Origin of the sequence: Microbispora sp. NPDC046933, assembly GCF_040644635.1 — a bacterium.
Classification (GTDB): domain Bacteria; phylum Actinomycetota; class Actinomycetes; order Streptosporangiales; family Streptosporangiaceae; genus Microbispora.
The window spans coordinates 22,781-47,682 of the sequence record NZ_JBEYWW010000050.1 but is presented as its reverse complement, the minus strand read 5'-3'; the positions used below and the strand labels follow the sequence as shown (position 1 = coordinate 47,682).

The window sequence follows — 24,902 nt, the reverse complement described above, 5'->3', positions numbered from 1 at the left end:
GGGGGCGCGCCACGATACCGTCGAGACAGGGCGTGACCGAGGTGGCGGAACGCCCCGCCGGTACGGCTCCCGCGGACCGTCTGGGGGGAAGACGGCGGGGGCCGTACCGGCGGAAAGACTCACTCCACGGGCGCGGCGGCCGTCTCCAGCGGGGCCGCGGCCGTGCCGCCCGAAGGGGCGTTCTCGGGGAAGTGGCAGGCCACCTGGTGGCCGGGGGCGAGCGTCTCCAGCGGCGGCTCGACCTGCTTGCAGATCTCCTGCGCCTTCCAGCAGCGGGTGTGGAAGCGGCAGGCGGGCGGCGGGTTGAGCGGGGAGGGCACGTCGCCCTGCAGCCTGATCCGCTCGCGCTCCTTGCGTCGCTTCGGGTCCGGGATCGGGACCGCCGACAGCAGCGCGTTGGTGTACGGATGCATCGGCGTGTCGTACAGGCCCTTGCGGTCGGCGATCTCGACGATCTTCCCGAGATACATCACCGCGACGCGGTCGCTGATGTGCCGGACCACCGACAGGTCGTGCGCGATCACCACGTACGTGAGGTCGAGCTCGCTCTGCAGGTCCTCGAGCAGGTTGACGACCTGGGCCTGGATCGACACGTCCAGCGCGGACACCGGCTCGTCCGCGATGATCAGCTTGGGCTTGAGCGCGAGCGTCCTGGCGATGCCGATGCGCTGCCGCTGACCGCCGGAGAACTCGTGCGGGTAGCGGTTGTAGTGCTCGGGGTTGAGGCCGACCAGTTCGAGGATCTCCTGGACCGCCTTCTTGGTGCCCTGCTCGGTCTTGATGCCCTGGATGCGGAACGGCGCGCCCACGATGGCGCCGACCGTGTGCCGGGGGTTGAGGGAGCTGTAGGGGTCCTGGAAGATCATTTGCACGTCCCGGCGGAGCGGACGCAGCCGGCCCTGGGACATGTGCGTGATGTCGGTGCCCTCAAGGACGATCTTGCCGCCGGTGGGCTCGATCAGCCGGGTGATGAGGCGTCCGGTGGTGGTCTTGCCGCATCCCGACTCGCCGACCAGGCCGAGGGTCTCGCCCTTCTTCACGTCGAAGCTGACGCCGTCGACGGCCCTGACCGCGCCGACCTGCCGCTTGAGCAGGCCCTTCGTGACCGGGAAGTGCTTCTCCAGCCCCTGTACGGACAGCAAGGGCTCCTCGTTCACGAAGCCTCCAGGTTCGGCTTGATCTCGTTCTCCCAGATGGCGCGCCTGCGCTCGCGCGGCAGGTGGCAGCGCACGAGGTGGCCGCCCTCGGTCTCCAGCAGCTCGGGGACCGCTGTCTTGGCCTGGCCGCCCGTACGCTCCTCGAAGGCGCAGCGCGGGTGGAAGGCGCAACCGGACGGCACGTTGATCAGCGACGGCGGCGAGCCCTTGATCGGCATCAGCCGCTCGGTCGGCTCGCGGTCGAGGCGTGGCATCGAGCCGAGCAGGCCCCAGGTGTAGGGGTGTTCGGGCCGCTCGAAGACGTCCTCGGAGGTGCCGTACTCGACGCACTTGCCGCCGTACATGACAAGGATGTCGTCGGCCAGCTCGGCGACGACGCCGAGGTCGTGCGTGATGATGATCAGCGCGGCGTCGAAGTCGCGCTGCAGGTCGCGCATCAGGTCGAGGATCTGCGCCTGCACGGTCACGTCGAGCGCGGTCGTCGGCTCGTCGGCGATCAGCAGCTCGGGGTCGCAGCTCAGCGCCATCGCGATCATGGCGCGCTGCCGCATGCCGCCGGAGAACTCGTGGGGGTAGCTGTCCACGCGGCGCTCCGGCTGCGGGATGCCCACCCGGCCGAGCATGTCGATCGCGTGCTTGCGGGCGACCTTCTTGCTGACGTCGTTGTGGATGCGGTACGCCTCGGTGATCTGGTCGCCGACCGTGTAGAACGGGTGCATCGCCGACAGCGGGTCCTGGAAGATCATCGCCATCTTCTTGCCGCGCAGCGTCCGGACGTGCTCCTGGCTGGCGCCGACGAGCTCCTCGCCGTCCAGCCAGATCTCGCCGGAGATGCGGGCGCGCCCGCCCTTGTGCAGGCCGAGGATGCCGAGGCTGGTCACGCTCTTGCCGGAGCCGGACTCGCCGACGATGCCGAGCGTCCTGCCCCGCTCCAGGGTGAACGACAACCCGTCGACGGACTTGACCAGGCCGTCGTCGGTCGGGAAGTGGATCCGCAGGTCCTTCAGTTCCAGGAAGCTCATCCCAGCCTCACCCTCGGGTCCACGACGGCGTACAGGAGGTCGACGATCAGGTTGGCCACGACGATGAAGGCGGCCGCGAACAACGTGACGCCCATCACCTGAGGAAGGTCGTTGTGGCCGATCGCGTCGACGGCGTACTTGCCCAGGCCCGGCAGCGAGAACGTGCTCTCGGTGAGGACGGCGCCACCGAGTAGCAGGCCCAGGTCGAGACCGAGCATGGTGACGAGTGGGGTGAGCGTGGCGCGCAGGCCGTGTTTCATCACCACGGCCTTCTCGGGAAGGCCCTTCGCCCGTGCGGTGCGGATGTAGTCCTCCCCCATCGTCTCCAGCATGCCCGCCCTCGTGATGCGGGCGTAGCTGGCCGCGTAGAGGAACGCGAGCGTCACCCACGGCAGGATGAGGTTGTTGGCCCAGGTCAACGGATCCTCTTCGATGGGGACCCAGTCGGCGACGTCGCCCACGAGCCCGAGCTTGTCTCTGAAGATCGCGAGAGAGACGATGCCGGTGAAGAAGATGGGCAGCGAGACGCCGGCGAGCGCGACGCCCATCGACATCCGGTCGAAGAAGCTGCCCCGCCGGAGCGCCGAGACCACGCCCGTCGCCACACCGAACACCACCCAGATCACCACCGCGCCGGACGCCAGCGAGAGCGTGACCGGCAGGCGGTCGAGCAGGTCTGGCAGGACGGGGTTCTGCGTGACGTAGGAGTAGCCCAGGCAGGGGGCCGGGCAATGCTCCACGCCGGGGCCGTAGTTCCGGTCGACGCCCAGGAAGATGCCCTTCACGAACCGTCCGTACTGGACGACCAGTGGGTCGTAGAAGCCCAGCCTGACGGCCGTGTCGTGGATGATCTCGGCGTTGGCCGCCTTGCCCACGTAACGAGAGGCGAGGTCGTCAGCAGACATACCGGCGAGCCGGGGAACGAGAAAGAAGATAGCGAACGTGGCGATGCTTACCACGAAGAGCAGCATGACAGCCGCTATCAGCCGCTTGATTATGTATGTGACCACTGATCTCGGTCTGACAGCCGGGCCGCCCGACCGTCAGACCTTCACCTGCCTTCGACAGAGGGTTCCAGGGGGTTCCCGGGAGATCGTTGAGAGCTCCCGGGAACGCGGACTACTGGGTGCTCAGGGTGAGGTACTCGTACATGCCCCAGTTCTGGCTGACGAAGACGTTCTTGAGCGTCGGCGGCCGGTAGAAGAGGCTGTGGGCCCAGACGTAGGGAAGGACGAACGCGTCGTCCATCACCTTCGCGTCGACGTCGGCCCAGGCCTTCTCACGGGTGGCGTCGTCCGTCGCCGCCGCGGCCGTGTCGACGAGCTTGTCGATCTCCGGGTCCTTCACGCTGAGGTTGGTGTTACCGGCGGCGCGGATGGTCCGGCTGTCGACGATCTGCTGGAAGAAGCCGTAGCCCTCGGGGTAGTCGGCGGCCCAGCCGTAGAGCATGATGCCCAGGCCGTTCTTCTTGGCGAAGTCGGGCTTGCCGGCGTAGAGCTTGAAGTAGTCGCCCTGCGGGTAGCCCTTGAGGTCGAGCTTGATGCCGACCTTGCCGAGCGACTCCTGCAGCGCCTCGGCGCTCTGCTTCTCGTAGTCCCGCTCGTTGCGGAAGGAGACCGAGGTGCTGAAGCCGTCCGGCTTGCCGCACGCCTTGAGCTCTTCCTTGGCCTTCTCCAGGTCACCGGTGGGGTGGGCCTCGATGCCATAGGGGTCGATCTTCTGGTAGCCGGTCATCACCGGCGGCATGAGGCTGAGGGCGATGTCGCCGCCCGCCTCGGGACCGCCGAAGGCGCCCTGGATCGCCGACCGGTCCGCCGCGTACACCACGGCCTTGCGGCAGTGGATGTTGTCGAACGGCGGCACGTCGCCGTTGATGTTCGCGAACCAGGTGCGGGACAGCGCGGCCGAGTCGGCGTACTGCTTGTGCTTGGGATCGGTCAGCACGGTCGTGCGGGCGTTGGCTCCGACACCGGTGCTGTTGATCACGACGTCGATCTTGCCGGAGAGCAGGCGCTGGTCGAGGTCGTCCTCGTTCTGGCCCAGCAGCACCTCGATGGAGTCGTTGAGCTGCTTGCGGTTGGGGTCGGTGGCGGCGTCCCAGTTCGGGTTCTTGACCAGCTCGATCCGCTTGCCGAGGTCGTGGCTCTTGAACATGTACGGGCCGGTGGCGACCGGGTGCTCCTTGTACTTCGAGCCCGTGTCCTTGGCCTCCGGCACCGGAGCGGTCTCGGGGAGCATCGCGAAGTAGTCGAAACCGCCGTACGGCTTCTTGAGGTGGAACACGATGGTGCGGTCGTCGGGCGTCTCGATCGCCTTGAGGTCGTCGAGCTTGCCCTTCATCTTGTACGGACCGGTGTAGTCCTTCAGGTCCAGCCAGTCGTTGAAGTAGGTCGGGCCACTGGGCAGCACGTCCTTGTCCAGCGAGCGGGCGACGGCGTACTTCACGTCCTTGGACGTCACCGGGGTGCCGTCCTCGAACTTCACGCCCTCGCGGAGCTTGTAGGTCCAGGTCTTGCCGCCGTCACTCGGCTTGCCCAGGTCCTCGGCCAGGTCGCCGACGAGCTGGAGGCCCTCCTTGCCCGGCACCGGCTTGAACATGGTGAGCGCGCGGCTGTAGAGGCGGGCGAAGTTCCACGAGTAGGCGTAGTACATGTCACCCGGGTCGACCGAGTCGAAATCGCCCGGCATGCCCATGCGGAGCGTTCCGCCCACCTTGTCGGACGGGTTGACGACCTGGGTGACCGCGGCGTTGTACGCGCTGGACGGCGCTTCCGCCCCGCCCGAGCCGGACTTGCCGCCGCTCTTGCTACCGCCGCCGCCGCAGGCGGCGAGGGCGAGGGCGAGACCGGTGGTAACCGCGACCGCCGACGCCATTGATCTTAACTTCATCGACCTGACACCCCTCTGTAGGAGTTTGTTGATTGCCTTCGGGAGTACGTTGACTAGGGAAAAAGCACGCCGTTATCGGGCCTTGGGATCGAAGGCGTCCCTGAAACCATCGCCGAGCAGGTTGAACGCGAGCACGGTGACGAAGATCGCCAGGCCGGGGAAGATCATGTAGTTCGGCGCCACGTTGTACTTGTGCACCGCGTCGGCGAGCATGGCCCCCCAGGTCGGGGTCGGCGGCTTGACACCCACTCCGAGGAACGACAGAGCGGCCTCGAACAGGATGTTCGACGGGATCAGCAGCGTCGCGTAGACCATGATCGGCGCCAGCAGGTTGGGCAGGATCTCCTTGAACAGGATCGTGTGGTTGCGCGCGCCCAGGCTCCTGGCCGCGTCGACGAACTCCCGTTCTCGCAGGGAGAGCGTCTGCCCGCGAACGATCCGCCCGACGTAGGGCCAGTTGAAGAAGCCGATGATGAACACCAGCAGGCTGATCCTCAGCGCGTCCCCCGACAGGCCGAACGCGCTGTCGGGGATGACACCCGCCAGCGCCAGCGCGAACACCAGCAGCGGGAAGGCGAGGAAGATGTCCATCAGCCGGCTGATGACCGTGTCGACCCAGCCGCCGAAGAATCCGGCGACGGTGCCCAGCACGGTGCCGAGCACCACGCAGAGCAATGTGGCGAAGAACGCGATCAGCAGCGAGACACGGGCGCCGTAGACAACCCGGCTGAACAGGTCACGCCCCGTCGTCGGCTCGACGCCGAAGAGGTAGTCCCAGCTCATGCCGCCGAACGAGCCGAGCGGGGCCTGAATGGCGGGGTCGATCTTCTCCCGGTGCCACTCGTTGGGCGGGTGCCCCAGCCAGGACACCAGCAACGGCGCGAAGACCGCCACCAGGATCAGCAGGATGATGATCACACCGCCGGCCATCGCGACTTTGTCGCGCTTGAGACGCATCCAGGCGATCTGACCGAGGGACCGGCCCTGGATCGCCTTCCCGCCCGCCGCGTCGACGACGGCCTCCGGCGTGGCCTGCGTGTCCCCACCGGTGACGTCCATCGGCGCGGTCATCGATCCTCCTTCGCCCTGCCCGAGCGGACCGCACCCGCGGTGACGCGCTCGGGGTAGCCCGGGATCGATCCGGCGACGGAGAAGCGACGGCCGCTTACGACCTTGCCTCGCACGGCCATGTGGTGCAGGCCCCCTGGATCCCAGACGACATTGTCCGAAGGGGTCGCGTGGTGTGCGACCCCCGGAGGCAGAATCTATGGTCTGAGCTGGGCTGACCAGTCCCCAGAGGTGCCCTGTGGCTCAACTGTGATTCACGCGAAACTCATTCGTGTTGATCTTGAAGGGTTTGTCCGCGTCCCGTTTCGATTATGTCGTGGAACTGTAACATTGCACTGGTCGGTAACTTGGTCCCACGATGTGGGATTCTCAGCTGATCCCGCGGCGCTTGAGAATGTCCTCGATGTCGGAGAAATCATCCCCGGCGGGCTGTTCGACCTGTCGTGGCGCCGTCTTTCCCGTCTGTGCCTTTTTAGGCGAGGCAGGCCGCTCAGGCGCCGCGGTGGCGCCACCCGGCTCCTGCCGCGGCGTACGGGCCCGGGACAGGGCACGGCCGCGCAGCGTGCCGGAGACGACGAACAGCAGCGCCGACAGCCCGGCCAGGATCACCCCGGCCCACACGGCGGGCGACAGGACCAGGCCGGTCACGAAGCCCACCACCGCCGCGCCGATGTTCCAGAGCGTCTTCAGCGCGCCGGTGAGGTAGGCGGCCAGCGGCAGCAGGGACCAGGCGGTGGCCCGCAGGCCGGCGGTCGCCCCCCTGCGCCGGAAGGCGAGATAGCTGAGCCCCATTCCCACCGCGGTGAGGCCGGCGCACAGCGGCAGCCAGGCGATGTCGGTGAAATTCATGGCGGGGCCCCCCTTTGTCGCGGTGTACCCCCATCCTGGCACTCGGCAGGCGATCTTGCGGGGGCCCGCGCCACCGGACGACGCGCTACCGGACGAGCGACCGCAGGAAGTCCACGTCCACGTCGAGCAGCGAGGGCATGACGACCCGGCCGGGCGCCTGGGCGATGGGCAGGACGCCCGGCACGGCGACGACCCGGCAGCCCGCCGCAGTCGCCGAGGCGACGCCGTTCGGCGAGTCCTCCAGCGCGACGCACCGCTCCGGGTCCACCGACAGCAGGTCGGCCGCGGTCAGGTAGGGCTCCGGGTGAGGCTTGGTGCGCGTGACGTCGTCGGCCGTCACGATGATCTCGAAGTGCTCCCGGCCGACGGCCTTGAGCACGGCGTCGGCGATGGTCCGCAGCGACGAGGTGACCAGCGCCGTGCGCACACCCTGGTCGCCGAGCCCGCGCAGCAGGTCGAGGGCGCCCGGCATGGGCACGACGCCTCTCGACAGCCGGCTCTCCATGCCGTCGATCAGCCACTCCCCCACCACCGCGGGGTCGACGTCGGCCTGCGTCAGCTCCAGCATGTACGCGACGGTGCGGTCCCAGGAACCGCCCACGAGCTGCTCCTGGTGCTCCGGGCCCCAGGCCCCGCCGAGGCGGGTGACCACCTCGGTCTCGACCTCGAACCACACCCCTTCGGTGTCGACGAGCAACCCGTCCATGTCGAACAGCACGGCGTCCACGTGGCCCCTTCCCCCGGCGAGACCCCCGATCAGGGGGGACCAACATGGTAAGGGGCGCGCGTGAACGTCCGTGCGGCCGGTCAGACGTTGAAGTACTTCGCCTCGGGGTGGTGGACGACCAGGGCGGAGGTGGCCTGCTCGGGGTGGAGCTGGAACTCCTCCGACAGCGTCACGCCGATGCGCGCCGGGTCGAGCAGTTCCATGACCTGCACCTGGTCCTCCAGGTTGGGGCAGGCCGGGTAGCCGAAGGAGTAGCGGCAGCCGGTGATGTTCACCTTCAGCATGTCGTCCAGCGACTCGTCGCCGCCGATGCCCAGCTCCGACCGCACCCGCGCGTGCCAGTATTCGGCCAGCGCCTCGGTGAGCTGCACCGACAGGCCGTGGAGCTCCAGGTATTCGCGGTAGGCGTCCTTGGCGAACAGCTCGGCCGTGGCCTGGCTGATCCGGTTGCCCATCGTGACGACCTGGAGGGCGACGACGTCGGTCTCACCGGACTCGCGGGAGCGGAAGAAGTCGGCCAGGCACAGGTGCCGGTCGCGGCGCTGGCGCGGGAAGGTGAAGCGGGTCCGTTCCTTCCCGTCGCCGTCCAGGATGATCAGGCTGTCGCCCTCGCTCACGCAGGGGAAGTAGCCGTAGGCGACCGCGGCCTCCAGCAGGTTCTCCGTCTGCAGCCGCTCCAGCCACATCCGCAGCCGGGGCCTGCCCTCGGTCTCGACGAGTTCCTCGAACGACGGGCCCTCGCCGCCGCGCGCGGCCTTGAGGCCCCACTGGCCCATGAACGTGGCCCGCTCGTCCAGGAAGGCGGCGTAGTCGGCCAGCGGGATGCCCTTCACCACCCGGTCGCCGAGGAACGGCGGGGTGGGCACCGGGTTGTCGGCCGCCACGTCGGAGCGGGCCGGCAGGTCCTCCTCCGCCGTCCGCGTCAGCACCGCGCCGGTCTTCACCCGCCGCGCGCGCAGCGGCGGCAGCGTCGCGCCGTCCTCGCCGCGCTTGACCGCCATGAAGGCGTCCATCAGGCGCAGTCCCTCGAACGCGTCGCGCGCGTACCGGACCTCGCCCCGGTAGAGGTCGGCCAGGTCCTGCTCGACGTACGCCCTGGTCAGGGCGGCGCCGCCGAGCAGCACGGGGTATCTGTCCAGACCCCGGGAGTTCATCTCCTCGAGGTTCTCCTTCATGACCACGGTGGACTTCACCAGCAGGCCGGACATGCCGATCACGTCGGCCCGGTGCTCCTCGGCGGCCTCCAGGATCGCCGACACCGGCTGCTTGATGCCGAGGTTCACCACGTCGTAGCCGTTGTTGGACAGGATGATGTCCACGAGGTTCTTGCCGATGTCGTGGACGTCGCCCTTCACCGTGGCCAGCACGATGCGGCCCTTGGTGCTGCCCTCGACCTTCTCCATGTGCGGTTCGAGGTAGGCCACGGCCGTCTTCATCACCTCGGCCGACTGCAGCACGAAGGGAAGCTGCATCTCGCCTGAGCCGAACAGGTCGCCGACGACCTTCATGCCGTCGAGCAGCACGTCGTTGATGATCTCCAGGGCCGGCCGCTGGGCCAGGGCCTCGTCGAGGTCGGCCTCCAGGCCCTTGCGCTCGCCGTCGATGATGCGCCGCTTGAGCCGCTCCCACAGCGGCAGCCCGGCCAGCTCGGCCGCCTTACCGGCCTTCATGGACGCCGCGTCCACGCCCTCGAACAGCTCCATGAACCGCTGCAGCGGGTCGTAGCCCTCGCGCCTGCGGTCGTACACGAGGTCGAGCGCGACCTGCCGCTGCTCGTCCGGGATGCGGTTCATCGGCAGGATCTTGGAGGCGTGCACGATCGCGGAGTCGAGCCCCGCGTTGACGCACTCGTTGAGGAAGACGCTGTTCAGCACCATGCGGGCCGCGGGGTTGAGTCCGAACGACACGTTGGAGACGCCCAGCGTGGTCTGCACGCCCGGGTAGCGGCGCTTGAGCTCGCGGATCGCCTCGATCGTCTCGACGCCGTCGCGCCGGGTCTCCTCCTGGCCGGTGGCGATCGGGAACGTCAGGCAGTCGACGATGATGTCCTCGACCCGCATGCCCCAGGTGTTGACGAGGTCCTCGATGAGCCGGGTGGCGATGCGCACCTTTCCCTCGGTGGTGCGGGCCTGGCCCTCCTCGTCGATGGTCAGCGCGACCACGGCCGCGCCGTGCTCCTTCACCAGGCGCATGATCTTCTGGTAGCGCGAGTCCGGGCCGTCGCCGTCCTCGTAGTTCACCGAGTTGACCACGGCCCGGCCGCCGAGCATCTCCAGCCCGGCCTCCAGCACGGCGGGCTCGGTGGAGTCGATCACGATCGGCAGCGTCGAGGCGGTGGCGAACCGGAACGCCAGCTCCTTCATGTCGGCGACGCCGTCGCGGCCGACGTAGTCGACGCACAGGTCGAGCATGTGCGCGCCGTCACGGGCCTGCGCCCGGGCGATCTCCACGCACTCCTCGTAGTCGCCGGCCAGCATCGCCTCGCGGAACGCCTTGGAGCCGTTGGCGTTGGTCCGCTCGCCGATGGCGAGGTAGGAGGTGTCCTGCCGGAACGGCACGTGCTGGTAGAGCGACGCCGCCCCCGCCTCCGGGCGGGGCCGCCGCTCGCCGCGGGCGCGGCCGCCCACCCGCTCGACCACCTGGCGCAGGTGCTCGGGGGTGGTGCCGCAGCAGCCGCCCACGAGCGCGAGCCCGTAGTCGCGGGTGAACGCCTCGTGCGCGTCCGCCAGTTCTCCGGGGCTCAGCGGGTAGTACGCGCCGTCGGCCGTGAGCTGCGGCAGGCCGGCGTTCGGCATGCAGGAGATCGGGATCCGCGAGTGCCTGGCCAGGTAGCGCAGGTGCTCGCTCATCTCGGCCGGGCCGGTGGCGCAGTTGAGGCCGATCAGGTCGACGCCGAGCGGCTCGATCGCGGTCAGCGCGGCGCCGATCTCGGAGCCGAGCAGCATCGCGCCGTTGGTCTCGATGGTGACCTGCGTGATGATCAGCACGTCCCGCCCGGCGGCCTCGACCGCACGCTTCGCGCCGACGACCGCCGCCCGCACCTGCAGCAGGTCCTGGCAGGTCTCGATGATCAGGGCGTCGGCCCCGCCCGCGATCAGGCCGGCGGCGTTGTCCCGATAGGCGTCGCGCAGCGTCTCGTACGGCAGGTGGCCGAGCGTGGGGAGCTTCGTGCCGGGGCCCATCGAGCCGAGGACGAACCTGGGCCGGTCCGGCGTCGAGAAGTGGTCGGCGCGCTCCCTGGCCAGCCGCGCGCCGGCCTCGGAGAGCTCGAAGATGCGGTCCTCGATGCCGTACTCGCCCAGGGCCGCGCGGTTGGCGTTGAAGGTGTTGGTCTCGACGCAGTCGACCCCCACCTCCAGGTACGCGTCGTGCACGGCCCGCACGATGTCGGGGCGGCTCACGTTGAGCACGTCGTTGCAGCCCTCATGGCCCTGGAAGTCGTCAAGGGTGGGGTCGTAGGACTGCAGCATCGTCCCCATGGCTCCGTCGGCGATCAGAACCCGCTCGGACAGCACTTTTCGGAACGACGGTCTGCTGGTCATGGAGCAAGCCTATCGGCCCCGCCGGATGGAATATCGTCCGCGCGCGCGAAACGGGAATACCGGTGCTGTGAGAGGGGGCAGGTCCACGTCCGCCCGCGCGGCGCCGCAGGTCACGGCAGCGCGACGGGCCGGTGCCCGGCGGAGGTGACGTACGGGGCCCCTCACCGAATAGTCTTGGACTGAGCCATACTGCACAAGGCCAGTGAGGAGGCGGCGCGTGATCGAGTTCGAAGGGCTCCCCGAGCTCGTCGACCCGGTGCTGATCGCCGCGTTCGAGGGATGGAACGACGCCGGCGAGGCGTCCAGCGGCGTGCTCGCGCACCTCGAGTCCGAGTGGAAGGCCACCCCACTCGTCGAGCTGGACCCCGAGGACTACTACGACTTCCAGGTGACCCGGCCGGTGGTCGAGCTCGGCGACGGCCTGACCCGCTCCATCGTCTGGCCGACGACCCGGCTGCTGCTGGCGCGCCCGCCGGGCGCCAAGCGCGACGTGGTGCTGCTGCGCGGCATCGAGCCCAACATGCGGTGGCGCTCGTTCTGCGCGGAGATCGTCGGGCTCTGCCACGACCTCGGCATCGAGCTGGCCATCCTGCTCGGCGCGCTGCTCAACGACTCGCCGCACACCCGGCCGGTGCCGATCACCGGCTCGGTCAGCGACCCCGGCATGGCCCGCGCGCTCAACCTGGAGCTGACCAAGTACGAGGGCCCGACGGGGATCGTGGGCGTGCTGCAGCACACCCTGGGCACCGCCGGGCTGCGGACGGTGTCCCTGTGGGCGTCGGTCCCGCACTACGTCGCCCAGCCGCCCAACCCCAAGGCCACCCTGGCGTTGCTGCGCCGCATCGAGGACATGCTGGACATCCCGATGCCGTACGGCGACCTGGCCGAGGAGGCGCGGGCCTGGGAACACGGCGTAGACGAGCTGGCGGCCCAGGACAGCGAGGTGGCCGAATACGTGCGGGAGCTCGAGGAGCGCAAGGACGCGGCCGAGCTGCCCGAGGCCAGCGGCGACGCCATCGCGGCGGAGTTCGAGCGCTACCTGCGCCGCCGCGACCGCGGCACCGACCGCTGACCCCGCTGAACAACGTCTGGGCCTCGATCGCCGGCCGGGCCGGGGAGCGTCCCGCTCACCGCCCCGGCCAGGACGGGCCCCTGCCGGCGAAACCCGGCGGTCTGGTCTGCGCGTCCGCATCGCCGGGCGGCCGCGGAGAGTACGAAGACGGACGTCGCATCGGCGGGCGGCTCTCGGAGATCCCGCCGGGGTCGGCAGAGCTCAGGCGGTGGCCGGGTCTCCGGAGGGACCGACCCCGGCCGACTCGGCGATCGTGTCCAGCGCCTCACGCAAGGCCGCTCGGGGTTCACGGGGAAGCCCTGCGTGCCGCCAGGCGACGACGGTGTCCGGCCGCACCAGGAGGGCTCCGTCGCCGCCGACCTCGCGCAGCCGTTCCCATCGGCCCTCGGTGTCGTGGTACGCCTTGCCCGGTGAGGTGCCCACCTCGGCCACGTCCACCAGCCGGGCGAGCGGGTGGTCCAGCCCGGCGAGCGCCGTACGCCAGGCGTCGGCGCGCTCGTCGACCACCAGGGCGAACCTGCCGGGCGCCGCCAGGTCGAGCGTGGACGCCCGCCCGGCCGGGGTCGCCAGCCAGGTGTGCGGAACGTGGTGTCCGGGCGCGGACGTCGGACGGTAGACGAGCATGTCCTCGGGCACCGAGACGCTCCCGCCCTCCGGGACGAGCGCCCCGGCCTGGTACGCGAAGCCGTTCTCCGCGCCGTGGGCGTGGAACTCCTTGTCGAGCAGCCTCATCGCCTCGGCGACCGCCGCCCGCTTCGCGTCGCCCTCCGGGCCGTCCGACCACAGCGTCTCCAGCGCCGCCCAGCCCTCTTCCGGCGCAGTGTCTGGCGACAGCCCGAGGGCGACGTCGACGACGCCGCCGTGGTTCCGGAAGTTGTGCAGCGACGTCTCGGCGACCGCGACCGCGACCGGACGGCGCTCCGTCTCGTAGCTGTCCAGCAGACCTTTCAGGCTCGAGTCGCGCAGCGCCGCAGCGATCTTCCATACCAGGTTGTGCGCGTCCTGGATGCCGGTGTTCAGCCCGAGCGCGCCCCACGGCGGGATCCGGTGCGCGGCGTCGCCGACCAGGAAGCAGCGGCCCTCGCGGAACCGCTCCGCCACCACCGCCTGCAGGTACCAGTGGCTGATGGAACGCAGGGAGATGTCGAGGTCGGGCAGGCCGAGCGAGCGGATGATGCGGCCGCGCATCCCCTCCTCGTCGAACCGCTCCGGGTCGTCGGCGTGGAACCCGCAGGCGAACACCCACTCCTCGGAGACGCCCTCCGGAGACCAGGGGCCGAGGTGGTAGAGGTAGCCGCTGCCGATGGACCCGCCGAAGTCGGGGTTGACGAACCAGTTGATCAGGCAGCCGTCGTCGGGCAGGTAGCCGCTGAGATCGGCGCCGAAGTGGGCGCTGACCATGTCGACGAGGTTGGTCGGCCCGATCATCCGGATGCCGAGCCGGTCGGCGACCGTGCGTCCGCCATCGGCCGCCACCAGGTAGTCCGCACGCACCCGCCGCGTGGTCCCGTCGGCGTGCTCGACCGTTACCGTCACGTCGTCCCGACCTGCCGCCACCTCGGTGACGCAGGCGCCGAACACCACGTCGGCCAGCGGCGACGACTCGGCGTGGGCGCGCAGGATCGGCTCCAACCTGATCTGCGGGAGCACCGTGTAGCGCGCGGGGCTGGCCTGGGCGTACTCGTCGGCGTAGACGCCGACGCCCCAGGCGTCCCGTACGGCGATCCTCCGGCCGTGCAGCGGAGTGGGACCGCCGAAGGAGGTGTACCAGGCGGTCCGGCCGACCGTGTGCGGCGGCGCGGCAGCAGCCTCGATGTCCTTGGCGAGCCCGGCGGCTCGCAGGATCTCGATCGTCCGCTGGTTGAGCCCCACCGCCTTGGGATGCACCGACGTGCCGGGGTGCCGCTCGAACACCGCGTGCCGTACGCCGAGCCGGCTCAACAGGATCGAGGTGGTGAGCCCGACCGGGCCTCCGCCCACGACGACGACGGGAAACTGGTCGATTCCGTTCACTCGTACGACCTCCAGTGGTAGCTGGCCGTTCCTGATCAGACGGGAAACGACAGGCGGAGTCGGCGGACGAGCGTCCGCACGATCACCGCGACCCGGATACCCAGCGTCTGCCCGTCACCCGTGCCCCGCCCATCCTGGCTCGATCGATGGTCGGTTGTCCATACAGCGGACACATGTCCGTAATGTGACGAGCATTTCGAAGTGCCATTCACCCCCGGCTAGCAGGCTCCACCGAGGACGGGTCAGCGCTTCCCCCTGTGGGCGGACATTCGTCCGAAAGACGGGACATCGGTGCTACTCGTGTCCGGTGAACATGTCGATCAGGCTGTGGGGCGCGTCGTCGCCGAACATGAGCTCGTGGAGGTGGGCGGCCTCGGCGGCTTCCGCGGCGCCGCGGGGGAACAACGCCTGCTCGTATTCGGTGAGCGCGGCCTCGACGTCATCGGGGTGCGCGGCGATGGCCTCGCCGAGTTCGGCGCCGTCGTACATGGCCAGGTTGGCGCCTTCGCCCGACGGGGGCATGAGGTGGGCGGCGTCGCCGAGCAGGGTCACCCCCGGCACGCGATCCCACCGGTGGCCGCTGGGCAGGGTGTTGAGGGGGCGCAGGATCGGTGCGGTGTCGCTGTCGGTGATCAGCGCGGTGAGCTCCGTCGCCCAGCCGTCGAACTCCCGCGCGATCCGTGCGGCGGCCGCGGCTGAATCGGTGAAGTCGATGTCCGCGAACCAGTCCTGCGGCTTGCGGAGCGCCACGTAGGTGTGGAGGGTCCCGCCGCTCTCCCGATGGGCTTGGATCGCCTTCCCCGGCGCGAGCGCGTACATCGCCCCGCCGCCGACCGCCTTCGCGCTGGCCGGGTGCCGGGTGTCGGCGTCGAACAGGTAGGTCTCGATGAACGACATGCCGACGTACTCGGGTGTGGCGTCGGAGAGCAGCGGCCGGACCCGTGACCACGCGCCGTCCGCGCCGACCAACAGGCTCGTGACGACGGAGGCGCCGTCGGCGAAGGTCACCTCGTGGCGGCTGTCGCCGAGGGCACGAACGTCGCCGACCTTGTGGCCCCATCGGACGACGCCGGCGGGGAGCGAGTCGAGCAGCATCCGTCGCAGCTCGCCGCGCATCACCTCGGGCCGCCCACCCGTGCCGTCGTCGGGTTCGTCGAACAGAACGGTCCCGTCCGGGGCGAGGGCCCGTGCCGCCTGGCGGCCCTCCAGGACGAGGCCGCGGAACTCCTCGATCAGGCCCGCCGCCCGAAGAGCCGGCTGGCCGTTGTGGTCGTGGATGTCGAGCATCCCGCCCTGCGCGCGCCCCGCCGGGGAGGATTCCGCCTCGTAGACGGTGGCCGGGATTCCGTGGACGTGCAGGACGCGGGCGAGCGTGAGGCCGCCGAGTCCGGCGCCGATGATCGTGACGTGAGTGGTCATGGTGTTTCCTTCCTGATCGCCGACTGCTGGGTGGACACCCGCGAGGTCGCGCTGGAACGCTGTTCCAGCGTGGAGTGTGGAACGGCGTTCCATCGGTTGTCAAGCTGGAACGACGTTCCAATGCTCTAGAATGGGCGCATGGCAACCAGGACCCGCCGCCCGGAACGACGGCAGGAGCCGCTCTCACGGGAGCGCATCGTCAGCGCCGCCGTCGAACTCCTCGACACGGTGGGCGAGGGCGGTCTCACGTTCCGCGCACTGGCCGAGCACCTCGCGACCGGCCCCGGGGCGATCTACTGGCATGTCGAGGGCAAGACCGAACTCCTCGCCGCCGCCACCGACGCCGTAGTCGCCGCCGCTGTGGCCGTCGAGGCCGCCGAGTCTCCGGACTCGCCGCAGGACGGGATCCGCGCCGTCGCGCTCGGCCTGTTCGACGCGATCGAAGAACACCCGTGGCTTGCCACGCAGCTCGCGACACAGCTCTCCCGCAGCCCCTGGGGGACGGTGGCGCCGCGCATCTTCGAAAGCATCGGCCGGCAGGTCCGTGCGCTGGGCGTGCCCGAGGGCAGCTGGTTCACGGCGACCTCGGCGCTGATGCACTACATCCTCGGCGCCGCCGGCCAGAACGCCGCGAACACCGCGAGTGCCGGCACTCTCGGGTCCGACGTGGACCGCGCCGAGTTCCTCGACGCCGTATCGGCGGCGTGGAAAGAGCTCGACCCCGACGACTACCCGTTCACCCGGGCCGTCGCGGACCAGGTGCGCGGGCACGACGACCGCGAACAGTTCCTCGCCGGGATCGCTCTCATCCTCGCCGGCATCACCGCGATCCACCCGCTCACCACGTAGCCGCCTCGATCGGGCGCTCCACCGGCCCGCCCGAGTCCGGTCCGTGCGCGAACCGCACGGTGATGGACAGGCCGCCTTCGGGGCGTGCGCTGACGGCCAGGGTGGCGTGGTGAGCTCGGGTGACGGCATCGACGATGGCGAGGCCGAGGCCGTAGCCGTCGCGGCTGCCGTGACGATCAGGCGCCAGTTTCTGGAAGGGGTGGAAGAGGCGCTGGATCTGGTTGCCGGGGATGACCGGCCCGCTGTTGGTGACCGTAAGGGCCACCTGCGTGCCGGACGTACGCGTGGTGATCTCTACGTGTCCGTCTGCGTGGTTGTGGCGGATCGCGTTGTCGATGAGGTTGGCGACGAGGCTTTCGATGAGTCTCGGGTCCCCGGCCGTCACCGCCGGCGTCAGGTGTTCGGCGAGGTCGACGCCTGCCTCGTTCGCTTGGTCGCGGCGGGAGGCGAGCACTCCTTCGACGACGTGGGCGAGGTCGAGGGTGTCCCAGCGGGTGACGCCGCGCTCGCTGGTGGCCAGGGCGAGCAGTGCCTGGACGAGCCGCTCCTGGTGTCCGCCGAGAGCGAGGGCCTCCTGACAGGCCGAGCGCAGGGTGCCGGCGTCGGCGTCGGGGTCGGCGAGGGTGACTTCGAGCAGGGTGCGCAGGCCGGCGAGAGGGGTGCGCAGCTCGTGGGAGGCGTTGGCGACGAAGTGGCGTTGGGCGTCGAAGGAGGCTTCAAGGCGGGCGAACAGGTCGTCGAGGGTGTGGCCGAGTTCGGTCAGCTCGTCCGTGGGCTCACCGAGGTCCAGGCGCCGATGGAGGTCTCCGGCGGAGATGATTTTGGCGGTGGTGGTGATGGCACGCAGCGGGCGCAGGAACCGGCCGGCGACGTACCAGCCGAGAGCCAGGGCGACGGGAATCAGAACCACCAGGGCGACGGCGGATCCCGCGAGGAGTCGGGGCAGGCTGACCCCGGACCCGGTTTCGTTGATCGCGCCCGATGAGGGGTGCCCTACGGGTGTGGCCGCGTGGATGCCGGCGAGCGGGACGTCGACGAACACGAGCACGAAGACCCCGGCCGCGTAGATGCCCGCCGCGTAGGCGAGCGCGAGCCTCTTCTGCAGGGACCTTCTGGCGAGCTGCCGGGTGGTCATGACGATCCGATGCGGTAGCCGCCTTCGCGGATGGTCTCGATCACGGGAGGGTCGCCGAGCTTGGCCCGTAACCGGTGCATGGTGTGCTTGACGGCGCTGCTGAAGGGGTCGGCGGCCTCGTCCCAGACGCGTTCGAGTAGTTCCTCTGCGGAGATGACCACGCCGGGTGCGGCGAGCAGGCATTCGAGCAGGGCGAACTCCCTGGGGCTCAGGTCAAGGCGCCGACCGGCCCGGGACGCGATACGGCGGGCCGGATCGACGGTGATGTCCCCGCATGTCAGGGTGGGCGGCAGCGGCGGGGTGGCGCGGCGGGCCAGGGCACGGACGCGGGCGACCAGTTCGGCGAACGCGAAAGGCTTGGGCAGGTAGTCGTCGGCGCCGAGGCTGAGCCCGTCGACGCGGTCTTCGATCGTGCCGGAGGCGGTGAGCATCAGGACGCGGGTCTCGCAGCGGCCGTGGGCGAGTCGCCGGCAGATCTCGTCCCCGTGGACGCCGGGCAGGTCGCGGTCGAGGATCACCACGTCGTAGCGGGTGACGGCCAGGCGGTCGAGGGCGGCGGTTCCGTCCAGGACGACGTCGACGGCCATGCCCTCGCGGCGCAGCCCGGTTCCGATGGAGCGGGCGAGGACCTCGAAGTCCTCGACGACGAGGACCCTCACCGCCGCTCACCGCCGGCCGTCGTGGGGCCGGGGCGGCCGGTTTCAGGTGCCATGTCCGCCACGATGCCAGATCCCCGGTCGCAGCCGGGTCGCAGCGGCCGCGACCCGGCTGGAACCGTGAGCCCCGTACAACCGTCGGCATGAATCCATTCACCCCTCACCGATTCGGCGAACGGGCCGGGCAGGACGGCTTCCCCCGGGTGCTGCGCGCGGAGTGGACCAGGTTCCGCACCTCGCGCGGCCGGGTGCTCGCCATGGCGGCCTCCGTGCTGGTCGCCGTGTCGCTCGGACTGCTGATCGCCGGGAGTGTCCACAGCGCTTGCGTGATCGTGAAGGGCGAGGGCCCCTGCCCCGCGCCCCTGGTGGGACCCGATGGCACGGCGGTCAGGGACAAGTACTACTTCGTGCACCAGCCGCTCAAGGGGAACGGCGGCATCACCGCCCGGGTGTCGGACATGACCGGGCGGATGCGGGTGCCGGACGCCGTACCCGGGGTGCGCAACGTCAAGGAGGGGATGGTGCCGTGGGCGAAGGCCGGGCTCCTCGTCAGGCAGAGCCTCAGGCAGGGCACACCGTACGCCGCCGTCATGCTCACCGGAGATCACGGCGTGCGGATGCAGTACAACTACATCCACGACGTGGCCGGCGGCCCTCACGACGGCCCGCAGTGGCTGCGGCTGACCAGGTCGGGCGACACCGTGACCGGCTACGAGTCGGACGACGGCACGACGTGGACCGAGGTCGGCACGGTCACGCTGACCGGGCTGCCCGAGACCGTCGAGATCGGGCTGTTCGCCACCTCGCCAGGCGCGCTGTGGGATATGGCGAAAGCCTTCTCGCAGGTCACCGCCACCTTCGACCAGATCAGGCTGGAGGGCGCGAACGGTCCGTGGCGCCGCGACGACGTCGGCGTCGGTATGGAGTCCGACGGCAGGACCCCGCATCACCCGGGCGGGGCCGTCGAATCCGGCGGCAAGCTCATCGTGACCGGGGGTGGTGACATCGGGCCCGCCACGGTGGAGGGCGGTCTGCGCGCCGACCTCATGCTGATCGGCGGGGCGGTGGGGCTGATCCCGGTGCTCGTGGCGGCGGTCACGTTCTTCACGACGGAACGCCGGCGCGGGCCGATCGGGACCGGCCCGCCGGCCGCGCCGCGTCCGGCGCGGCTGCTGGGGGCCAAGGCCATGGTGGTCGGCGCGGTCGCGTTCGTGGCGGGGCTGGTGACCTCGGGGATCGTGGTCCCCGTCGGCCTGGCGATGTTGCGTGCCAATCAGAACCCGGTTCAGCCGATCACGCTGAGTACCGAGCTCCGGATGATCGTCGGCTACGCGGCGCTGACCGCGGCCGCCGCCGTGCTGGCTCTGGGCCTCGCCGCGCTGGTCGAGCGGGGCGTCGTCGCCATCGGGCTGGCCGTCGCGCTGGTCGTCGTGCCCTACCTGCTGGCGACCGCGGGTCTGGTGCCACGGCTGCTGATGATCACCCCTGCCGCCGGGTTCGCGATCACGCAGAGCGTCCCCACGTTCGCGCATGTGGACGTCGGCCCGTCACTGCTCGTGGGCTACTACCCGCTCCCGCCATGGGCCGGTTTGACCGTGACCTGCGGATACGCCGCCCTCGCCCTCGGGGCGGCGATGGCCGTACACCACAGAAGAGTGCCACGTTAGGTTCGGCGCAGCCGGGCCGGGTCGGCTTCGGCCACGGCCGTCTTCCCGTCCAGCTCCCAGCCCTTCCCGTACGCCGCGGCGAAGGCTTCCTCGCCCAGCACGGCCCGCGCGCCGGCGGCGTACGGCGCCCGGGCGGGCGGAACGGCCGCGACGGGCCGGGCGAGGGCCTCGTCGAAGCGGGCCCACACGAGGGCGGCCAGGTCGTCGTCCACGCCGAGGGGCGCGCTGACGAGGTCGGCGCCGCTGCCGGCCAGCCGGTCGTGGAAGAAGCCGGGCGCGAGCAGGTAGGAGGCGACGGCGACGCGCGGGGCGAGGCCGGCCCTGGTGCGCTCCAGCGCCTCGGCGACCGTGGGCGTGCCGGCCGACGCGAAGGCGGCGGTGACGGGACGCGAGAGCCGTACGGACAGCAGCCGGGCGGCGGCGCGGACGTCGTCGAGCGCGGCGGGGTCGGACGAGCCGGCCGCGCCCAGGATCACGGCGTCGCAGGGCCGCAGGCCAGCCACGGCCAAGCGGCGCGCCAGCACCGAGGTCAGCAGCCGGTGCGGGCCGAGCTGCCCGGCGACGACGGCGTCGGGCCGGGTGCGGGCGACGACGGCCGGCAGGTCGATGTGGGCGTGGTATCCCCCGGCGAGCAGCATGGGGACCACCACGACCGGTCCGGGCACCCCCGACAGCACGTCCGGCAGCAGCGGCGCGCTGATCTCCAGGAACCCGAGTTCGACCCGTGCGCCGGGCCTGGCGCGGCGCACGCGGGCCGCCAGGGAGTCCATGACCGACTCCCAGTGGCCGCTGCGCGCCCCGTGCGCCGCCATCACCAGAGCCGGGGTCATCGCTCGTCCCGGCCGCAGGCGAGGCGGTAGCCGCGCTTGACGACGGTCTCGACGATGCCCGAAGGGCCGAGCGCCCGGCGCAGGCGGGTGACGGCCATCTCGACCGCGTGCTCGGCCGAGTCGCGGGAGGGGCCGCCGGGCAGCACCACCCGCAGGTCGGCCCGGTTCACGACGTGCCCGGGACGCTCGGCGAGCCGCTTGAGCACGGCCATCGGGGCGGGCGGCAGCGGCTTGAGCTCGCCGTCGACCACCACGGCGTGACCGCGGATCTCCAGCTCGTGCCCGCCCGCGACGAGCCGCGTGACGCCGCTTTCCGGCAGGTGGCGGGCGAGGGTCCGGGCGAGCGCGCCGAGGCGGGCCCGGTCGGGCTGGACGGCACGCACGCCGCGCTGGGTCAGCGGCCCGGCCGTGACCGGGCCCACACAGGCCGCCACCACGCGGGTGTCGAACGCGGCGAGCAGCGCGTCCTCCAGCCCGTCGGCGCGGGCGGCGCCCAGCATGGCCAGCACGGCGGGCGCGCTGGTGAAGGCCACCGCGTCCACCGAGCCGGTGATCACCTGGCTGATCAGGCGGCGCAGCGGAGAGGTGTCGCGGTAGGGCAGCCACCGGTAGACCGGCACCTCGATCACGTCGGCGCCCGCCTCCCGCAGCGAGGCGACGAAGCCGTCCAGTGGCTCGCCGTGCAGCTGCACGGCGATGCGGCGGCCGCGCAGGTCCTGCGCGAGCAGATACTCCTTGACCTCCTCGCAGGACTCCGTGGCCGGCGTCCAGAAGTCCACCAGGCCGGCGGCGCGGACGGCTCCGCGTGCCTTGGGGCCGCGGGCGAGCAGCCGCGCGCCGCCGAGGTGCGCGTTCAGGTCGGCGGACAGGCCCCAGCCCTCCGCCGCCGCCATCCATCCGCGGAACCCCACGCCCGTGGTGATGACCACGTCGTCGACGGGCGCCTCCAGGCAGGCCCGGGTCGCGGCGAGCAGCCCGGCGTCCTCCGCGAGCGGCACGATGCGGATCGCGGGCGCCCGCACGACCCGGGCGCCCCGCCGCTCGAGGAGCGCGGCCAGCTCCTCGCTGCGGCGGGTCGCCGTCACCCCGATCGTGAACCCGGCCAGCGCGTCCGGCGCCGTCTCCAGGCTCACCGGGGCCTCGTTCACGAGTGCGGGGTCCACCAGCGCGGTCATACCGCGCTCACCTCCACGGTTCCGTCGGTGACCCGGATGGGATAGGTCGGTACGGCGACGGCGGAGTCGTCCACGCACACGCCGGTGACCAGCGAGAACACCTGCTTGTGCATGGGCGAGGCCACGGTCGGCTCGCCGTTCCTGGTGCCGACGATGCCCCGGGACATCACGTACGCCCCGCTGAACGGGTCGAGGTTGCCCAGGGCGTAGAGGGCGCCGTCGAAGGTGCGGAAGACCGCCACCTGCCGGTCGCCGACGAGCACCGCCGCGCCCCGCTCGGGCAGCAGGTCGGTGTAGGAGCAGACCGGGGTCCAGTGGGCGGAAAGGGCCAACGTCTCGTTCGGAGCCGTCGAGTCGAGTACGGTCATCTGCGGGTCACCTCCAGTGGGATCAGCACCGGCTTGATCTGGTCGCGCTCGGTCTCGAAGGAGATCGAGGGGTCGGGAACGCCGGGGGCGTTCACGAAGCTGACGAAGCGGCGCAACTTGTCGGGGTCCTCGATGGCGGCGCGCCACTCGTCGACGTACGTGGACACGTGCCGCTCCATCTGCGCGTCGAGTTCGGCGCAGATGCCGAGCGAGTCCTCCATGATCACCTCACGGAGGTAGTCGAGCCCGCCGTCGAGGCTCTCCAGCCACGCGGCGGTGCGCTGGAGCCGGTCGGCGGTGCGGATGTAGAACATCAGGAACCGGTCGATGGTCCTGACCAGGTCGTCGGTGGACAGGTCGGCCGCCAGCAGGTCGGCGTGGCGGGGCTTGAAGCCGCCGTTGCCGGCGACGTAGAGGTTCCAGCCCTGCTCGGTGGCGATGACGCCGAAGTCCTTCGACCGGGCCTCGGCGCACTCGCGGGCGCAGCCGGAGACCGCCGCCTTGAGCTTGTGCGGCGAGCGCAGCCCCCGGTAGCGCAGCTCCAGGGCGATGGCCAGGCCCACCGAGTCCTGCACGCCGTACCGGCACCAGGTGGACCCGACGCAGGACTTCACCGTACGCAGGGCCTTGCCGTAGGCGTGGCCGGACTCGAAGCCGGCGTCGACGAGCCGCCGCCAGATGGCGGGCAGCTGCTCGACCCGGGCCCCGAGCAGGTCGATGCGCTGCCCGCCGGTGATCTTCGTGTAGAGCCCGAAGTCGCGGGCCACCTCACCGATCACGATGAGCTTGTCCGGGGTGATCTCGCCGCCGGGGATGCGCGGGACGACCGAGTAGGTGCCGTTCTTCTGGATGTTGGCCAGGAACTGGTCGTTGGTGTCCTGCAGCGTGGCCTGCTCGCCGTCGAGGATGTGGCCGCGGCCGAGGGAGGCGAGGATCGAGGCGACCACGGGCTTGCAGATGTCGCAGCCGCGTCCGGTCCCGTGCTCGGCGATGAGCTGGGAGAACGTCGTGATCCCCCGGACGTTGACGATGTCGAACAGCTCGGCCCTGCTGTGCGGGAAGTGCTCGCACAGCGCCTTGCCGACGTCGACGCCCGACTTCACCAGGATCTGCTTGAGCATCGGCACGCAGCTTCCGCAGGTGGTGCCGGCCCGGGTGCAGTCCTTGATGCCCTGCACGTCGGTCAGGCCCTTGTCGGCGATGGCCTCGCAGATCCTCCCCTTGGTGACGTTGTTGCAGGAGCAGACCTGCGCGTCGTCGGGCAGGTCGACCGACGCCTTGCCCGCGCCGGCGAACAGCAGGTCGCTCGGCGCGCCGGGCAGCGGCTTGCCGACGAACGGCCGCAGCGCGCTGTACGGCCCGGCGTCGCCGACGCAGATGCCGCCCAGCAGGGTCGTGGCGTCGTCGCTGATGAACAGCCGCTTGTAGACGCCGCCCACGGGGTCCATGTAGGTGACGTCGAGCGCGCCCGACATCGCGCCGAACTGCGCGACCTCCACGCCCAGCAGCTTGAGCTTGGTGGACATGTCCGCGCCGGTGAAGGCGGCCGGGCGGCGCAGGATGCGGTCGGCGGCCACCTCCGCCTGCGTGTTGCAGGGCCCGACGAGGCCGTAGACCATGCCGCCCGCCAGGGCGCACTCGCCGATCGCGTAGATGTGCTCGTCGGAGGTGCGCATGCCCTCGTCGACCACGACGCCGCCGCGCTCGCCGACCTCCAGGCCGCAGGCGCGGGCCAGCTCGTCGCGCGGCCGGACGCCGGCGGAGAAGACGACGACCTGCGCGTCGATCGCCTCGCCGTCGGGCTTCACGAGCGACGCGACCCGGCCGTCCGGGCCGGCCTCGATCGACCGCACGCCCGCGCCCGTGTGGATGGTCAGCCCGAGCCCCTCGATGTGCCCGCGCAGCACCGAGCCGCCGCCCTCGTCCACCTGGCGCGGCATCAGCCAGCCGCTCATCTCGATGACGTGTGTGTCGAGGCCGAGCCCGCGCAGGGCGTCGGCCGCCTCCAGGCCGAGCAGGCCGCCGCCGATGACGACGCCCGCGCGGGCGTCCCGCGAGGCGTCCCTGATCGCGTCCAGGTCGTCGATGGTCCGGTACACGAAGCAGCCCGGCAGGTCCCGGCCCGGCACCGGCGGCACGAACGGCGCCGACCCGGTGGCCAGCACCAGCACGTCGTACGGCTCGTTGTCGCCGGCGTCGGTGGTGACGGTGCGGTTCGCTCGGTCGACGGCGGTGACGCGGACGCCGGTCCTGAGCGTGACGCCGTCCGGCACCGGGTAGGTGAGGTCCTCGACGCTCTTGCCGCTGAGGTAGGAGGTGAGCGCCACCCGGTCGTAGGCCGGGCGGGGCTCCTCCCCGAACACGGTGACCGTCCCGTCGAAGCCCCGGTCGGCGAGCGTCTCGATCAGGCGGTGTGCCGCCGGGCCGTGGCCTACGACGACGAGTCTCATGCGTTCACGGTCCC

At 70.8% G+C, this 24,902-nt stretch carries 19 protein-coding genes; 3 read left to right on the top strand and 16 right to left on the bottom strand.

The genetic code is table 11. The features are described 5' to 3' along the window. Positions 1-119: 119 nt before the first annotated feature. The 8 genes from ABZ857_RS40235 to metH all read right to left on the bottom strand — a co-directional run bounded on the left by ABZ857_RS40235 (position 120) and on the right by metH (position 11,254). The gene (locus ABZ857_RS40235; RefSeq protein WP_357054867.1) at positions 120-1,157 is read right to left on the bottom strand and encodes a dipeptide ABC transporter ATP-binding protein; all 1,038 of its coding nucleotides are present in this window, start codon (positions 1,155-1,157) and stop codon (positions 120-122) included. Then, a complete protein-coding gene (locus tag ABZ857_RS40230) occupies positions 1,154-2,179 on the bottom strand; it encodes an ABC transporter ATP-binding protein (RefSeq protein ID WP_357054864.1) in 1,026 nt (341 codons plus the stop codon). Before ABZ857_RS40230 ends, ABZ857_RS40235 begins: the two co-directional genes overlap by 4 nt. After that, the gene (locus ABZ857_RS40225; RefSeq protein WP_357054861.1) at positions 2,176-3,189 is read right to left on the bottom strand and encodes an ABC transporter permease; all 1,014 of its coding nucleotides are present in this window, start codon (positions 3,187-3,189) and stop codon (positions 2,176-2,178) included. The genes ABZ857_RS40230 and ABZ857_RS40225 overlap by 4 nt, the downstream gene beginning before the upstream one ends. Positions 3,190-3,298: 109 nt before the next feature. Next, positions 3,299-5,068 (bottom strand): ABC transporter substrate-binding protein, encoded by a 1,770-nt coding sequence (locus ABZ857_RS40220; RefSeq protein ID WP_357054858.1) that lies wholly within the window; start codon positions 5,066-5,068, stop codon positions 3,299-3,301. A gap of 72 nt (positions 5,069-5,140) precedes the next feature. Continuing rightward, on the bottom strand, positions 5,141-6,139 hold the full coding sequence (locus tag ABZ857_RS40215) for an ABC transporter permease (RefSeq protein WP_357054855.1): 999 nt from the start codon (positions 6,137-6,139) through the stop codon (positions 5,141-5,143). A 366-nt stretch (positions 6,140-6,505) separates the two neighbouring features. Continuing rightward, entirely contained in the window at positions 6,506-6,985 is a 480-nt protein-coding gene (locus ABZ857_RS40210; RefSeq protein ID WP_357054852.1) for a cellulose synthase, read from the bottom strand. Positions 6,986-7,070: 85 nt separating this feature from the next. Then, complete coding sequence (locus ABZ857_RS40205; protein WP_357054849.1) at positions 7,071-7,712, bottom strand: HAD family phosphatase; 642 nt, start codon at positions 7,710-7,712, stop codon at positions 7,071-7,073. Between the two features lie 80 nt (positions 7,713-7,792). Next, positions 7,793-11,254, bottom strand: coding sequence for a methionine synthase (metH, locus tag ABZ857_RS40200; RefSeq protein WP_357054846.1), 3,462 nt, complete (start codon positions 11,252-11,254; stop codon positions 7,793-7,795). Between the two features lie 217 nt (positions 11,255-11,471). Here metH and ABZ857_RS40195 point away from each other — a divergent pair, with 217 nt between their 5' ends. Continuing rightward, entirely contained in the window at positions 11,472-12,326 is an 855-nt protein-coding gene (locus tag ABZ857_RS40195; RefSeq protein ID WP_357054844.1) for a PAC2 family protein, read from the top strand. Positions 12,327-12,527: 201 nt separating this feature from the next. Here the strand turns inward: ABZ857_RS40195 and ABZ857_RS40190 are convergent, their stop codons facing one another. Both ABZ857_RS40190 and ABZ857_RS40185 read right to left on the bottom strand, forming a co-directional pair. Beyond that, the gene (locus ABZ857_RS40190) at positions 12,528-14,339 is read right to left on the bottom strand and encodes an FAD-dependent monooxygenase (protein ID WP_357054841.1); all 1,812 of its coding nucleotides are present in this window, start codon (positions 14,337-14,339) and stop codon (positions 12,528-12,530) included. Between the two features lie 294 nt (positions 14,340-14,633). Next, on the bottom strand, positions 14,634-15,758 hold the full coding sequence (locus ABZ857_RS40185) for an NAD(P)/FAD-dependent oxidoreductase (protein WP_357054838.1): 1,125 nt from the start codon (positions 15,756-15,758) through the stop codon (positions 14,634-14,636). A gap of 138 nt (positions 15,759-15,896) precedes the next feature. Here ABZ857_RS40185 and ABZ857_RS40180 point away from each other — a divergent pair, with 138 nt between their 5' ends. Continuing rightward, complete coding sequence (locus ABZ857_RS40180; RefSeq protein ID WP_357054836.1) at positions 15,897-16,607, top strand: TetR family transcriptional regulator; 711 nt, start codon at positions 15,897-15,899, stop codon at positions 16,605-16,607. Here ABZ857_RS40180 and ABZ857_RS40175 read toward each other — a convergent pair. Beyond that, complete coding sequence (locus ABZ857_RS40175) at positions 16,597-17,742, bottom strand: HAMP domain-containing sensor histidine kinase (protein WP_357054833.1); 1,146 nt, start codon at positions 17,740-17,742, stop codon at positions 16,597-16,599. The genes ABZ857_RS40180 and ABZ857_RS40175 overlap by 11 nt on opposite strands. After that, positions 17,739-18,401, bottom strand: a complete 663-nt coding sequence (locus tag ABZ857_RS40170) for a response regulator transcription factor (RefSeq protein WP_357054830.1) — start codon at positions 18,399-18,401, stop codon at positions 17,739-17,741. Before ABZ857_RS40170 ends, ABZ857_RS40175 begins: the two co-directional genes overlap by 4 nt. A gap of 140 nt (positions 18,402-18,541) precedes the next feature. Here ABZ857_RS40170 and ABZ857_RS40165 point away from each other — a divergent pair, with 140 nt between their 5' ends. After that, positions 18,542-20,065, top strand: coding sequence for a hypothetical protein (locus tag ABZ857_RS40165; RefSeq protein WP_357054827.1), 1,524 nt, complete (start codon positions 18,542-18,544; stop codon positions 20,063-20,065). On the opposite strand, the gene ABZ857_RS40160 is transcribed toward ABZ857_RS40165, so the two are convergent. From ABZ857_RS40160 to nirB, 4 genes are read right to left on the bottom strand one after another with little or no spacing between them, the layout of a single operon-like run. Continuing rightward, positions 20,062-20,895: a CbiX/SirB N-terminal domain-containing protein gene (locus ABZ857_RS40160; RefSeq protein ID WP_357054824.1), complete on the bottom strand. Its 834-nt coding sequence runs from the start codon at positions 20,893-20,895 to the stop codon at positions 20,062-20,064. The genes ABZ857_RS40165 and ABZ857_RS40160 overlap by 4 nt on opposite strands. Continuing rightward, on the bottom strand, positions 20,892-22,070 hold the full coding sequence (locus ABZ857_RS40155) for a uroporphyrinogen-III synthase (protein WP_357054821.1): 1,179 nt from the start codon (positions 22,068-22,070) through the stop codon (positions 20,892-20,894). The genes ABZ857_RS40160 and ABZ857_RS40155 overlap by 4 nt, the downstream gene beginning before the upstream one ends. Continuing rightward, positions 22,067-22,438, bottom strand: coding sequence for a nitrite reductase small subunit NirD (gene nirD, locus ABZ857_RS40150; protein ID WP_357054818.1), 372 nt, complete (start codon positions 22,436-22,438; stop codon positions 22,067-22,069). Before nirD ends, ABZ857_RS40155 begins: the two co-directional genes overlap by 4 nt. Beyond that, positions 22,435-24,888 carry a nitrite reductase large subunit NirB gene (gene nirB, locus ABZ857_RS40145; protein ID WP_357054815.1) on the bottom strand — a complete coding sequence of 818 codons (2,454 nt, stop codon included), beginning with the start codon at positions 24,886-24,888 and terminating at the stop codon, positions 22,435-22,437. Before nirB ends, nirD begins: the two co-directional genes overlap by 4 nt. Positions 24,889-24,902 lie beyond the last annotated feature (14 nt).